Here is a 13,371-nt window from a genome sequence, read left to right on the forward strand (position 1 = left end):
CCGTTCTCAACAAAGCTTATTGAGTCCGATTCGGTCTTACTTGCTGAGCAGCCAGATCAGCGTAGCCGACCCGGCGACGACGCGGTACAGGGCGAACGGCACGAATCCGTGCTTGGTGACGATCCCGACGAACCACTTCACCACCAGCAAGGCGACGACGAACGACACCGCGGCGCCGATCGCGATCGCGCCCAGCCCGACACCGCCGCCGCTCGCGATCGCGTCGCGGTTCTTCAGCAGCTCAAGCGCGCTCGCGCCCAGCATCGTCGGGATCGCGAGAAAGAAGCTGAACTCCGCCGCGGTACGCCGCTCGACGCCCAACGCCAGCGCGCCGAGGATCGTCGCACCCGACCGGCTGACGCCCGGGATCATCGCCAGGCACTGGAGGAAGCCAATGCCGATCACCGTCTTCAGCGGAATGTCCGCGACGCCGCTGATGTCGCTGCGCGGTGCGAACCGCTCGACTGCGAGGATCGCGAAGCCGCCGACGATGAGCGCGATCGCAACGACCTCGGCATTGCCGAGCAGGGCCTCGATATATTTGTGCAGCGCCAGCCCGATGACCGCCGCCGGGATGAACGCGACGACCAGGTTGCGCAGGAACAGCCACGATTTCGGCTCGCGGCGGATCAGACCCATGCCGACCGCCCAGAACGTTCGCCAGTACAGCACGACGATCGCGAGGATCGCACCGAGCTGGATCACGACGTTGAACACCTCCCAGCGCCCCGCGTCATAGCCGAGCAGCCGCGTTGCGAGGATCAGATGCCCGGTCGACGATACGGGCAGGAATTCGGTGATCCCCTCGACGATGCCGAGTAGGATGACGGTAAGAAGTTCGGTCAAGCAGGCGCTCCGGGGTCGCGGGTTTCAGAAAGAGGCGCGGGTTTCAGGGCACGCTTAGCACGTGCAGCATTAGTCTGCGTGAACTTCCGCACGCGTTTCGGCGCGGCGACCGAACCGTCCAGCCTTGCGAAAGCGCACCAGCCAGCCCGGCGCGACCGTCGACAGTGGCGTCGCCTCGATCCCGAACGCGGCGAGGCCATCGGTGCCGGTGACGATATTGTCGCTCTGCAGCATCGTCCACTGGTCCTTGGTGATCGGCGCACCCGGCAGGAAGCCGCCCTTGGCGATCAGCGCGCCGGCAAAGTCCGGCAGCTCGACGATCGAGGGATTGCGGCCGATCGTCTTGGCGATCCAGCGGATGAGATTGCCCATCGTGATGATGTCCGGCCCGCCAAGCTCGAAGGTCTTGCCGCCGAACGTCTCGGGATCGGACGCCGCTGCGACCACCGCATCCGCCACGTTGCCGACGAATACGGGCTGAAACTTCGCGCCCGCACGCAGCACCGGCACGACCGGCGCCTTGGCGATCATCCCGGCAAAGCGGTTCACGAACTGGTCTTCCTGGCCGAACACGATCGACGGTCGCAGGATCGTCGCGTTCGGGAACGCCTCGAGCACTGCTGCCTCGCCCTGCCCCTTCGACTTGCCGTACGCCGACGCGGACTCCGGATCCGCGCCGATCGCCGAGACGTGCACGAGCGCGCCCACGCCGGCCTTCGCCGCAGCCTGTGCCACCGTTTGTGCGCCGAGAGCCTGGACGCGCTGGAAATCGCCCGCGAGCACGCCGACCAGGTTCACCACGACGTCCGAGCCGTGAACCGCATGCGCGATCGTCTCGGGCTTGGTGACGTCGGCACCGACGAACTGCGTCTGGCCGAGCCCGCCGAGCGGTTTCAGGAAGAACGCCTGCCGCGGATCGCGCTGTGCGATGCGGACGCGGGCGCCCGTCGCCAGCAGCGCCTGTGCGACATAGCGGCCGACGAAACCGCCGCCCCCGATCAGCGTCACCAGTTTGTCGTTCATCACGCGTCCGTCCACTTTGTTTTGCCTGCCAATCACGAATAACCCCTTGCCCCAGCAAGAGGCGTGTTGACAAGCATCGCGACCCTCCCCTAGAGGCGCCCTCCTACCCCGTGCCCGGATGGCGGAATTGGTAGACGCACCAGCTTCAGGTGCTGGCGATCGCAAGGTCGTGGAGGTTCGAGTCCTCTTCCGGGCACCACACTACACAGGAAGCGCGTTCGGGCGAGGCGGATCTCAACATCCGCTCGCGACGCGCTTGACTTGTAGGATAATGTTGCTCAGATGTTCTCGCCGCAATGACAAGCGGGGGATGGCATGGTCCAGATATCGGGCAGCGGCGAGCGGAACGCGTTTTCACGGTGGCTGCGAACGGGTAAGGTGCCATCGGCGCTGGGTCCTGACGGCCTCGAACTCAAATTCAATCCATGGCATGATCCGGCGGACGGCCGGTTTACCTTCGCAGGCGCGGGACGCCGTGAGGGATCTAGCGAGGCCCATACCACTAGCGCCAGGAACGATCGCGCTCCAAGCGTCGGGAATCGTGATACGTCGCGGACCTCGACACCGCCGAAAGCGGAAGTGCCGCGCGCCCGACCGATCGAGGGCGACGACCGAAAGTCGGTAGAGCGCAGGTCGGCCAAGGCGCAATACACGCACATTCCGGGATCGCGGCGCGGCGACCAGCCGAACGCCGTCGCCGAGTTTGTCGTTGGCGTAGGTCAGGGATTGTACGACGTCGGGGAAGAAACGGTGGCGGGGGTCCATACTGCGCTGACGACAAATCCGGTCACCACCGTTCGCGAGGCCGGCCGCGGTATAGCGGGGATGATCGACACGGCGATCGCTGCCGAGGATACGCCCGCTCGCGTACAGATTTCGCGTGCGGCAGACGCCGTTGCCAATGCCTCGGCGCGGGATATCGGTCGAGCAACGGGATCGGTCGCCGGGAACGTAGCGCTGGCGGCCGCGCCTGGGGCGGCGCTCTCCAAAGTTTCGGCGCTGCGTAGCCTACGTATTGCGAGGCCACGCACAACTTATGATCCGCCGCAGATCGGCTGGGTGAAGGAAACTCTCAAACCCGACGAACCTTGGACAGCGTATAATGATTCGGCGACTGGCGCGCGCCCTGGGCAGGCGCCGACGCTAATGCGAACAATGCCGGACGGCTCGAAGCGACCGGTCAAGTTCGATGGCATACAAGGCGAATACGTTATCGATCGAAAGTGGGGCGTAAGGGATGCGCCGCATGCACGAGCCCAGCTATTACGACAATCGCAGGTGTTGGCGCAGCATCGGCTCATCGGAACATGGGAGGTTCCTACCCCTGTCCAGAAAGCCAAAGCAGTAAAGCTGCTGAAGAAGATGAAGGTCACCAACATCAAAGTCAGGGTGGTCAAGCCATGATCGCCATACCGGTCGCCCGCATCATCGCTCGCTTTGTAGTGTTTGCAGATTTGACAGGCGAAGACCTGCTGGATCCCGATGTCTCTGTCGAGATGATGGAAGTTCTGGGTGCCCAGCTTGAAGCTTTGGAAAAAGGATTTCTTCGCGAACTAGTCGACGCCTTCACGGTCATCGCTGCCGAATATAGTGGTGAAGCGCAGGAGGTGGTGCGCAATATCGCGCATAGCTTCTATCTCGAGGAAGCGCTTGCCGCCGACGATCCGGTGAGACTTGCGGAGTTGGAGGCGTTACGCGACGCGAGGGATTGAGTGCTGGGAATGCCAGCGCACGTATCGATCAGCGAATCCCACGCCACGTAATCAGCGTCCTGAGAACGCCCATCGAGCGCGGACCCAAACACCTGCTCCAGACCGGAGCCAGCGCGCCGCCGCCCTGTATTCGCGGCCAGTCGTGGCGTTTGCGCGTCGTCATTCTATCGACATGTGAGGTCGGTATCCGGCACGGTTCGAGCGTTTCACGCGTTCGCGATCGGAGAGCGATGTGCTGCCACCCTTACGAACAATGACCGTTGCGACCAGCGGCGATGTGTCCGCCCGACTCGACCGGCTGCCGGCCACGCGGACGGTATGGACGATCGTCGCGCTGCTCGGCCTGGCGTTCTTCTTCGAACTCTACGACATGCTGCTGTCGGGCTATATCGCACCCGGCCTGGTGAGCGGCGGCCTCTTCACCACGACGACCGCGGGCCTTTTCGGCACCCAGGGGATCGCGTCGTTCATCGCGGCACTGTTCGCCGGACTGACGGTCGGTACGATGATCGCCGGCGCGTTCAACGATCGCTTCGGGCGACGTGCGGTCTTCACCTGGGCGTTGCTGGGCTATTCGGCCGCATCGGTGGCGATGGCGTTTCAGTCGAGCGCAATGGCGATCAACGCGCTACGGTTTTGCGCAGGGGTCGGGCTCGGCGTCGAGATGATCACGATCGACACCTTCATCTGCGAGCTCGTGCCCGGGCATGTCCGGGGGCGGGCGATCGCGCTCAGCCAGACGATCGGCTTCGTCGCGGTCCCGGTCGTCGCGCTGCTGTCCTGGATACTCGTCCCGCTGTCGCCGTTCGGACTGGAGGGATGGCGCTGGGTCGTGCTGATCGGCGCGAGCAGCGCGGTCGCGGTGTGGTATATCCGCCGGCGCCTGCCCGAGAGCCCGCGCTGGCTGGTGCAGCAAGGGCGGCTGGTCGAAGCCGAGGCGATCGTCGCCGCGCTCGAACGGCGCATCGAGCAGGAGAGCGGCGCAGCGCTTCCTCCGCCCTCCACCGCGCGCCCGGTGGTGCGGGACGGACGGTTCGGCGAGATGTTTCGTGCGCCCTATCGCCGCCGGACGATCATGATGATCGTCTTCAACGTCTTCCAGACGATCGGCTATTTCGGGTTCACCAATTGGGTTCCGACCTTGCTGATCGAGCACGGCATCCCGGTCACCAAGAGCATGGCGTATACCGCGATCATCGCGCTCGCCGCCCCGGTCGGGCCGATGCTCGGCCTCGCGATCGGCGATCGGTTCGAACGCAAGTGGATCATCGTTGCCGGCGCGGCGACGGTCGTGTCGGCGGGCGGGCTGTTCGCCGCCTCCGCCAGCCCGGCGCTGCTGATCCTGCTCGGTATCGTGCTGACCGTGGCCGGCAACACGATCTCGTTCGCGTATCACGCCTACCAGGCCGAGATCTTTCCGACGCGGATCCGCGCCAGGGCGATCGGCTTCGTCTATGCGTTCAGCCGGATCTCGGCGATGCTCAACGCGTTCCTGATCGCCTTCGTTCTGCGACAGGGCGGCGTCGCCGGCGTGTTCGGCTTCATCGCCGCCGCGTACATCGTCGTGATCGGCGCGATCGGCGTGTTCGGACCCGCCACGGCCAATCGTGCCCTGGAAGACATTGCTGCCTGAAGACGTCTCGCCTCTCGCCGAGCCGATCGGACGCCCCGGCCTACCCGACACATCGTATTTTTCGTGGAGGATTGCATGATCGCCCCCGTATTCGCCCCAGTGTTTGCCCCGACGCTCGCGTCGGTTGTTTCGACCGCCGGGAGTCCGTCAGAACAACCCCGCTCACATATCTGGCCGGGGGACATCATCGGCCGGGCGGAAAGCCTCGCCGCGCTCCAGTCGCTCGAGATCATGCTGCTCACCCGCGACAGTGCGACGCTGGTGCTCGACGACTGGTGCGCCGACCATCACCTTGCCGCGCCGGGCAGCAAGATCGTTGCCGACCGCGATCCGACGATCACGAAGACGCCGACCGCCGAGCAACGCCGCCGCCTCGGCGTCAGCGACGACGAGCCGATCCGCTATCGGCGGGTGCGGCTGCGGTGCGGGTCGCATGTCCTGTCGGAGGCGGACAACTGGTACGTCCCGTCGCGGCTGACCCCGCAGATGAATGCCGCGCTCGACGGCAGCGACACGCCGTTCGGTCGCGTGGTGCAGCCGCTCCATTTCCGTCGCCAGACCGTGTCGGCGCGGCTGCTGTGGTCGCCGCTGCCGGCCGGCTGGGATACCGGCGCGCCGATCCCTCGCGGGGCGCCGGCGTTGGACATTCCCCCGCATGTCATCGAGAACCGCGCGCTACTGGTTACCGCCGCAGGAACGCCGATCAGCGAAGTGGTCGAAACCTACACGCGCGAGGTGCTCGCGTTCGCGCCGCCCGCCCGCCAGGAATGACCACGGAGCCACGCTGACCTGAATGTGGGTGCGCGCGATCAACCCGCCGGGGCGCCCTGGATGCGCGCTCTGGCGGACATGAAGGGTCCCACCGGCCGTCGCTCGGGCGCGAACCGCTGGAGGCCGACCGGATCGGGCATCGCGACGTACAGCGCCTCGACGCCGCCCCTGGCGTGATAGGTCTCGTGCCAGAAGCCCGCCCCCGCAGACAGTTCGCGGACGCGGCGCCACCAGTCGGCATGCGGCTCGCTGCGCGTGAACCGCTCGAGCGCGTCCAGATTGCGCCAATATTGCCGGAAGCCGTAATGCGTCGGGCTAAACATCATGCCCTTATGCGCTACGATAGGCCAATCGGCGCAACGCCAGCCTGATCTAAAGCAATCAAAATGGACTTATCTTGCCATGCGACCACTTCCCTATTAGATTATCTTAGATAAAACGGCCCAATTACGTCCCATGTGGTTGAATACGTTGTCGAAGCTCGTTACGGGGGCAATAGACAATGGAGTGTAGCATGGCCGAAGATACCACCGACCTGAATGCTGTAGAGCTCGCGACCGAACTGACGATCGCGTGGCTGGGCAACCCGAACACGCGCAGCTCGGCCGAAGACGTTCCGGCATTTCTGGGAAAGATGCACGAGACCGTCTCTACGCTGCTTGGTGGTACGACCGATACGACTCCGGTCGAAACCGCGACCGAATACACGCCGGCAGTAACCGCGCGCAAATCGCTCGCGTCGAAGGATCACATCATCTCGATGATCGACGGCAAGTCTTACAAGACGCTGCGTCGCCATCTCGCCACCCACGGCATGACGCCCGCCGAATATCGCGAGCGCTACGGCCTGAAGCCCGATTATCCGATGGTCGCCGAGAACTATTCGGAAAGCCGCCGCGCGATGGCCAAGAAGATCGGTCTGGGTCGCAAGCCCGGCGCCCGCAAGCCCGAAGCCGCGCCTGCCGCCCCGCGCAAGCGCAAATCGGACACCGTCGGCGCCGAGTAATCGCCACGATCATCGGCGCTGGCATACAGCGCCGACCGACATGAAAAAGACCCGGCATCACGCGATGCCGGGTCTTTTTCATGTTACTCAGCGGCATTCCGCGATTACTTGCCGAACACGCCGCGCCGGTAGAGCAACGTGATCGCGACGCGGCGGTTGCGCGGATCGCTCGGATCCTTGACGATCAGCGGTTCGCGGTCAGCGACGCCCTCGATCCGCTCGAACCGCGCCTCAGGCGTACCGCCGATCAGCAGCCGGCGGCGCGTCGCCTCGGCGCGGCCCGACGACAGCATCCAGTTGTTCATCGCGCGCGGGTCGCCATACGGCACGCTGTCGGTATGGCCGCGGATCATGATCGGGTTCTTCATCCCCTCGATCGTCTTCGCGATCATCCCGATCAGGTCGCCCGCCTGCGGATCGAGCGCGGTCGTGCCGAGCGCGAACATCGAATAATCCGCATCGTCGACCAGATCGATCCGCATGCCGTCCTGCGTCGGGACGAAACGGACATGGCTCGCGAGCCGCGACAGCTTGGGCGAGGCGGCGATCTGGCTCAGTACCCGCTTGCGCATCGCTTCGAAGTTCTTGCGATCTTCGCTCGCGAGCGCCTGCCGGTTCTTGATCGTGCCCTGCTCGCCGGTACCGGTCGAGGCGCCCCCCTTGCCCGCATCGGGTACCGCGATCTGCGGCATGCTGGTCTGGCCCGCCTTGGGTCCGATCTTGTTCTTGTCGAGGATCGATTCGCCGCCGAACAGCGCGCCGCCGCCGATCCCGAGCGAGCGCGTATCGAGCAGCGTCGGCGCAAAGTAATCGGCGATCCCCTTGCGCTGCTTCTCGGTGGTCGCGCCGAGAATCCACAGCAGCAGGAAGAACGCCATCATCGCGGTCACGAAATCGGCATAGGCGACCTTCCAGGCGCCGCCGTGATGCCCGCCATGACCTTCGATATAGATCTTCTTGACGATGATTTTCGGCGGCTGGATGTTGCCGTGCGGGGCGCGGGCCATGCTATCTGTCGCCCGCTCTACTTACCGCGAAGCCCGTCGAAGACTTCGGCGAAGCCCGGCTGGTTCTTGTGCGCGATCCCCGAGCGGGCGGCCTCGATCACCAGCGGCTGCGGATGGCCGTGGAGCGAGGCGATGATGATCTGCTTGACCACGCCGTAGATCGCGGCGTCGGCATCGAGCACCTGGCGCAATCGGTTGGCGAGTGGCGCGACCATCCCGTACGCGAGCAGCACGCCCATGAACGTGCCGACCAGCGCCGAGCCGATCATCGAGCCGAGGATCGACGGCGGCTTGTCGATCGACCCCATCGTCTTCACCACGCCGAGCACCGCGGCGACGATGCCCAGCGCGGGCAGCGCGTCGGCAAGGCTGGTCAGCGTACCATGCGCGCTTTCCTCCTCGTGATGATGCGTCTTGATCGACTGGTCCATCACCTCCTCGACCGCGTGGACGTCGAGCGTGCCCGACGACACCACGACGAGGCGCAGCGTATCGGCGATCAGGTTGACGAGCGCGTGGTTCTTCAGGAGCTTGGGATATTCGGCGAACACGGCGGACGACTGCGGATCCTCGACATGCGGCTCAAGCGCGATCGGCCCGTCCATCCGCAGCATCTTCATCAGCTTGCTGACGAGGAAGATGACGTCGAGATAATCCTGCTTCTTGTATTTCGGCCCCTTGAAGACCTTGCCCAGCCCGGCGCCGAGCGCTTTGAGTTCCTTGCCGGAATTGCCGATGATCAGCGCGCCGGCCGCGGCGCCGCCGATGATCAGCATCTCATGCGGGATCGCCTCCAGGACGGGGCCGAGCGCGCCGCCCGTAAAGGCGAATCCGCCAAACACCATGACGAGCAGGACGACGATGCCGATTACCGGAAACATGGTGCTGGAAATTCCCTCTGGGCCGACGATAGCAAGTGCGTAGCCAGGGAATTAACCGGATTTCGTAGCCATCCGGTTACCGAACGCAGCCGTCAGCGAAGATAATCGAACAATGACAACGCCGACAGCTTCGTAAAGCTCGCCTGCGTCGCCGACAGGATCGTCATCGTCTTTTGCAGCTCGATGAACGTGGTCGTGGCATCGGTGTCCTCGAGACCCGAGCGGGTCTCCTCGCGGTCCGCGGCGACATCGGTCAGCCGCGAACTCTCCAGATCGACCCGCGCCGCGCGTGCGCCGAGCGAGGCCTGGACGGTCGACACCTGATCGGAGGCCGCACTGATATCGGCCAGCGACGTATCGAGCGAACTCGCCTTGAAATCATCCGATTGCAGCGCGGTCGCGATCGCCGACAGCATCGCCAGCGTGTTGGTGCCCCCGCCGACGCTGCCATCCGCGTTGGTCTTTCCGCCGACGGTGAAGATCCGTGCGGCGGTTTCGTTGGCCTGCACGCTCTGACCGTCGCCGATCGGGATTCCGGTAACCGGCTTCGACGCCAGCGCGTAGCTGCCATCGGTCGCGACTGCCGCGGCCCCGTCCGACCCGCCGAACAACGGCTGGCCGCGCGCGTCCTTCGCGTTGGCGATATTCGTCAGCGAGGCGACGATCCCGGCGATCTGCTCGCCGATCGCCTTGCGGTCCAGCGCACTCAGCGTGCCGTTCTTCGCCTGCGTCACCAGCACAGTCGCGTTCTGCAACTGATCGGACATCGCGCTGAGACTGGTATCGCCCTGCTTCAACACCGATTCGGCGGTGCCGAGGTTGGCGGCATAGGCCTTGTCGTTGGCGGTATCGCGCGCGAGCCCGGCCAGCCGCTGATACGCAACACTGTCCTGCGACGGCGCGGTGAACCGCTTGCCGGTCGAGATCTGCGCATTCAGTGCATCCGCCTTGCTGGACAGAGACGTCATGGCCGCCGACGACCGGTCGTAGAAAAGGCTCGTCGGGATCTGCATGGGCGTTACCGAATCTCGAGGATGGACTGGAAGGTGTCGCGCGCGGTCTGGATCACCCGGCTCGACGCCTGATAGGCCTGCTGGAAGCGCAGCAGATCGACCGCCTCGCTATCGAGATCGACCCCCGACGCCGACGCGAGCGCGCTGACCGCGCCGTCGCGGATCGCGCTCTGCGCATCGGCCACGGTCGTGCGCTGCTGGAGTGCGGCGGCATTGCCGGCGATCAGGTTGACCGTGCGCGTCTCGAACCCGCCGCTCGACCGGATCGTCTGCAACGCGGCCAGGTTCGACGCGTCGCGCATGCTGCCGTTCGCACCCGCGGCGGCGATCCCGCGCGGGTCGGTCAGTGCCACCGAGATATCGGTCGGCGTATCGCCGGTCGCGAACATCGCGGTACCGGCCTTGCCGTCGAGATCGCGCCCCTGTGCCTGGACCGCATTGACCTGCGCGGTGAAATCCTTGGCGATCGCGTTCAGCCCGTCGCGGGCCGCGACAAGCCGCTGCGCTCCGTCGGCAAACCCGGCGAGCGCGCCGCCCGACGGCGACAGCGTCGAGGTGGCGCCGCCTTGCGTGACCGTGAACTGCACCGCGCCTTCGTCGTTGCGGGCGTACGCTGCCTGGCCACTGTCGGAGCCGACGACGAACGCCGGTCCTGCCGCACCGCCGAGCCGCACCGTCGCGCGACCAAGACCGTCGAACGACGTGTTCACGTCGGTCAGCGTGCTCATCTGGTCGAGCACCTGGTCGCGCTGGTCGGCAAGCTGCGCCGCGCTCGACGAACCCGGCTGCGACCGGGCGATACCGTCGTTGATCTTGGCGAGCGCGGTGCCGAGCGAATTGAGCGAATCGACCGCCTGCGAGGTCGTCGCATCGAGTTCGGCGGTCGCGGTATCGAGCGCCTTGCCGGTGGTCGCGAAGGCGGCAGCAGCACTGCCTGCCGACTCGAGCATCGCCGCGCGTGCCGGAATCGAGGTCGGATCGGCCGACAACGTCTGCGCCGCGCCGAAGAAGCTGGTGAGCCGGTCGCCGAGCTTGTTGTCGCCCAGCGACGTCTCGATCCGGCTCATCCAGGCAATGCTGGTTTCGGTCTTGGCCAGATCGGTGCCGGCGCTGCGCACCGCCTGCGAGCGATAGGCATTGGCGCTGCGACCGATGCCGACGACGACCACTCCGCTGCCGTTCGACGACGTCCGCGCAGCGATCCCGCCTCCGATCGACGCGACTTCGCCAAGCGTCGTCGTCCGCCGGGTATAGCCCGCGGTGCCGGTGTTCGCGATGTTCTCCGACACCGTGGACAACGCGGTCTGGTACGCGCGGACGCCCGACGCGCCGATCGAAAGGAGATCGCTCATGGCGGTGAGTCTGTCGCCGCCGGGTTAATATCCGATTGAGATTTGCTGAGAAAATCGGTCATCGCCTTGCCGATGCCGAGCGGCGTGTGCTCGGCCATCGACTTCGCGATCAGCCCGTCCTGCATGTCGGTGAAGGTGTCGATCGCCTTCGAATCGAAGATTGGATCGGCCAGTTTCGCCTGCCTCATGCTCTTCAGCATCATGCCGGTGAACACCGCCTCGAACTTCTGCCCGGCCTTGTCGAGATTGTCCTTCGACTTCAGCCGGCTCGTGTCGGTCGAGATCCCGGTGGTCGCGGTCGTCGCGAGCGTGGGTGTCGTGATCGCGCTCACAGGACGATCAACTCGGCCTTGAGTGCGCCGGCTTCCTTCAGCGCCTCGAGGATCGCGACCAGATCGGCCGGCGATGCGCCGATCGCGTTGACCGCCTTAACGATGTCGGCGAGCTTGGGGCCGGGTGCGAGCAGGAACATCGGGCGACGCTCCTCCTCGACCGCGACGCGGCTGTTCGGGGTGATCGCGGTCTGGCCCTGGCTGAACGGGGCGGGCTGACTGACCTGCGGCTTCTCGTCGATCCGCACCGTCATCTTGCCGTGCGTGATCGCCGCCGGGCCGACCCGAACCGCCGAGTTGATCACGACGGTGCCGGTGCGCGCGTTGACGATCACCTTGGCCGAGGGTTCGGCGGACACGACGTCGAGATTCTCGATCGTCGACATCAGCGTGGCCCGGACGTCCGCCCCGATCGGCGCGCGCACCGAAACGGAGACCGCGTCGATCGCTTGCGCGCTGCCGAACCCGAGCTTGGAATTGATCGCGCCCGCGACATTCTGCGCGGTCGTGAAATCCGCACGCGCGAGGTTGAACGTGAGCATCGGCGCGCTGTCGAACCCGGTCGCGACCGCACGTTCGACCGTCGCCCCCTCGGGAATACGCCCGGTCGAGGGCACGTTGACGACGATCTTCGACCCGTCCGCACCTTCGGCCCCGAGGCCACCCACGGCGAGGTTACCCTGCGCCATCGCATAGATCTGGTTATCCGCACCGAGCAGCGGCGTCATGATCAGACTACCGCCGCGGAGCGACTTGGCCTTGCCCATCGACGCCACGGTGATGTCGAGCCGCTGGCCGGGTTTCGCGAACGGCGGCAGTTCGGCGGTGATCATCACCACCGCCGCGTTCTTCATCCCCGGGTTGGCGGTCGGCGGCAGCTGGAGGCCGAAGCGCGAAGCAACCGCCTTCAGCGATTGCACGGTGTATTCGAGATTGTCGTCACCGGTGCCGGGGAGCCCCACGACGATGCCGTAGCCGGTCAGCTGGTTCGATCGGATCCCCTGGAACCCGCCCAGATCCTTGATCCGGTCGGCCGAGGCCGGACCTGCGATCAGGAGCGATGCGAAAAGGGCGAGCAGGAAGCGCATGGTCACGGCCTTAGAACGGGCTGACGACGGAGAAGAAGCGGCCGAGCCACCCCTGGCGGCCGGCGCGGGCGACGTCGCCCTTGCCGGTGTACGAGATCTGCGCGTCGGCGACCCGGGTCGACAGCACGCGGTTGTTGGCGTCGACGTCGGCGGTACGGACCAGACCCTTGATCTTCAGGAACTCGTCGCCGCGGTTGAGCGTCACGCGCTTCTGGCCCTGCACCAGCATCGTCCCGTTGGGATAAACCTGCGCAACCGTCACGCTGACTTCGCCCGACAGCGAGTTCGTCTGGTCGGCGGCGCCGGTGCCGTTGAAATTGCGCCCACCGCTAATCGCCGCATCGGTCTTGTTGAACAGGTTGAGCGCGCCGGTGGTCGGCGGCGTGATGCTCGCGCCGCCATTGCTGTCGAGCTTCGAGCCCGACGTCTTCGACGCGGCGGTCCGCTCGACGAGCACGATCGTTAGCGGATCGCCGACTTTCCGCGCGCGCCAGCCTTCGTAGAGCGCTGCGTAACCATCCTGCGCTTGGAAGATCGAGCCCGTCGCGACGACCGGCACCGGCACGACCGGAAGAGGCCGCGCGACCGAGAAATCCTCGGGCGGCAGCTTCTTGCCGAAGATGCCGGCATCGGCTGCGGACGACGCGAACCCGGCGAGCGCGATCGCGGTCATCAGCACGACGGAATGGGAAGCGGTGCGGGTCATG

15 protein-coding genes and 1 tRNA gene are annotated in these 13,371 nt (G+C 65.6%); 6 read left to right on the plus strand and 10 right to left on the minus strand.

The window, feature by feature from the left end; genetic code table 11:
* Positions 1 to 36 precede the first annotated feature (36 nt).
* Entirely contained in the window at positions 37 to 846 is an 810-nt protein-coding gene (locus C8J47_RS11355) for an undecaprenyl-diphosphate phosphatase (RefSeq protein ID WP_121885728.1), read from the minus strand.
* 69 nt (positions 847 to 915) lie between these two features.
* Positions 916 to 1,869, minus strand: coding sequence for a complex I NDUFA9 subunit family protein (locus tag C8J47_RS11360; RefSeq protein WP_121885729.1), 954 nt, complete (start codon positions 1,867 to 1,869; stop codon positions 916 to 918).
* Between the two features lie 112 nt (positions 1,870 to 1,981).
* Here C8J47_RS11360 and C8J47_RS11365 point away from each other — a divergent pair.
* From C8J47_RS11365 to C8J47_RS11385, 5 genes are all read left to right on the plus strand, one after another.
* Positions 1,982 to 2,068 (plus strand) — tRNA-Leu (locus C8J47_RS11365).
* A 116-nt stretch (positions 2,069 to 2,184) separates the two neighbouring features.
* Complete coding sequence (locus tag C8J47_RS11370; protein WP_147454317.1) at positions 2,185 to 3,273, plus strand: hypothetical protein; 1,089 nt, start codon at positions 2,185 to 2,187, stop codon at positions 3,271 to 3,273.
* Positions 3,270 to 3,581, plus strand: coding sequence for a hypothetical protein (locus C8J47_RS11375; protein WP_121885731.1), 312 nt, complete (start codon positions 3,270 to 3,272; stop codon positions 3,579 to 3,581). Before C8J47_RS11370 ends, C8J47_RS11375 begins: the two co-directional genes overlap by 4 nt.
* Before the next feature lie 253 nt (positions 3,582 to 3,834).
* Positions 3,835 to 5,214 (plus strand): MFS transporter, encoded by a 1,380-nt coding sequence (locus C8J47_RS11380; protein WP_121885732.1) that lies wholly within the window; start codon positions 3,835 to 3,837, stop codon positions 5,212 to 5,214.
* A gap of 75 nt (positions 5,215 to 5,289) precedes the next feature.
* Positions 5,290 to 5,985 carry a hypothetical protein gene (locus C8J47_RS11385; RefSeq protein ID WP_121885733.1) on the plus strand — a complete coding sequence of 232 codons (696 nt, stop codon included), beginning with the start codon at positions 5,290 to 5,292 and terminating at the stop codon, positions 5,983 to 5,985.
* A gap of 38 nt (positions 5,986 to 6,023) precedes the next feature.
* Here C8J47_RS11385 and C8J47_RS11390 read toward each other — a convergent pair whose 3' ends face one another.
* Positions 6,024 to 6,311 carry a monooxygenase family protein gene (locus tag C8J47_RS11390; RefSeq protein WP_121885734.1) on the minus strand — a complete coding sequence of 96 codons (288 nt, stop codon included), beginning with the start codon at positions 6,309 to 6,311 and terminating at the stop codon, positions 6,024 to 6,026.
* Between the two features lie 188 nt (positions 6,312 to 6,499).
* Between C8J47_RS11390 and C8J47_RS11395 the strand changes: the two genes are divergently transcribed.
* Positions 6,500 to 6,991, plus strand: coding sequence for a MucR family transcriptional regulator (locus C8J47_RS11395; RefSeq protein WP_121885735.1), 492 nt, complete (start codon positions 6,500 to 6,502; stop codon positions 6,989 to 6,991).
* A gap of 104 nt (positions 6,992 to 7,095) precedes the next feature.
* Here the strand turns inward: C8J47_RS11395 and C8J47_RS11400 are convergent, their stop codons facing one another.
* The 7 genes from C8J47_RS11400 to C8J47_RS11430 form a co-directional block, all read right to left on the minus strand.
* Complete coding sequence (locus tag C8J47_RS11400) at positions 7,096 to 7,998, minus strand: flagellar motor protein MotB (RefSeq protein ID WP_056054233.1); 903 nt, start codon at positions 7,996 to 7,998, stop codon at positions 7,096 to 7,098.
* Between the two features lie 17 nt (positions 7,999 to 8,015).
* Positions 8,016 to 8,879, minus strand: coding sequence for a flagellar motor stator protein MotA (motA, locus tag C8J47_RS11405; protein WP_056054231.1), 864 nt, complete (start codon positions 8,877 to 8,879; stop codon positions 8,016 to 8,018).
* Between the two features lie 92 nt (positions 8,880 to 8,971).
* Positions 8,972 to 9,892 carry a flagellin gene (locus C8J47_RS11410; RefSeq protein ID WP_121885736.1) on the minus strand — a complete coding sequence of 307 codons (921 nt, stop codon included), beginning with the start codon at positions 9,890 to 9,892 and terminating at the stop codon, positions 8,972 to 8,974.
* A 5-nt stretch (positions 9,893 to 9,897) separates the two neighbouring features.
* Positions 9,898 to 11,244, minus strand: coding sequence for a flagellar hook-associated protein FlgK (gene flgK, locus C8J47_RS11415; protein ID WP_121885737.1), 1,347 nt, complete (start codon positions 11,242 to 11,244; stop codon positions 9,898 to 9,900).
* Positions 11,241 to 11,576 (minus strand): rod-binding protein, encoded by a 336-nt coding sequence (locus tag C8J47_RS11420; protein WP_235529792.1) that lies wholly within the window; start codon positions 11,574 to 11,576, stop codon positions 11,241 to 11,243. Before C8J47_RS11420 ends, flgK begins: the two co-directional genes overlap by 4 nt.
* Entirely contained in the window at positions 11,573 to 12,664 is a 1,092-nt protein-coding gene (locus tag C8J47_RS11425; protein WP_056054822.1) for a flagellar basal body P-ring protein FlgI, read from the minus strand. The genes C8J47_RS11420 and C8J47_RS11425 overlap by 4 nt, the downstream gene beginning before the upstream one ends.
* A gap of 10 nt (positions 12,665 to 12,674) precedes the next feature.
* The gene (locus tag C8J47_RS11430) at positions 12,675 to 13,370 is read right to left on the minus strand and encodes a flagellar basal body L-ring protein FlgH (protein ID WP_404969273.1); all 696 of its coding nucleotides are present in this window, start codon (positions 13,368 to 13,370) and stop codon (positions 12,675 to 12,677) included.
* Position 13,371 lies beyond the last annotated feature (1 nt).

It is taken from the genome of Sphingomonas sp. PP-F2F-G114-C0414, from assembly GCF_003688595.1.
Lineage (GTDB): Bacteria > Pseudomonadota > Alphaproteobacteria > Sphingomonadales > Sphingomonadaceae > Sphingomonas.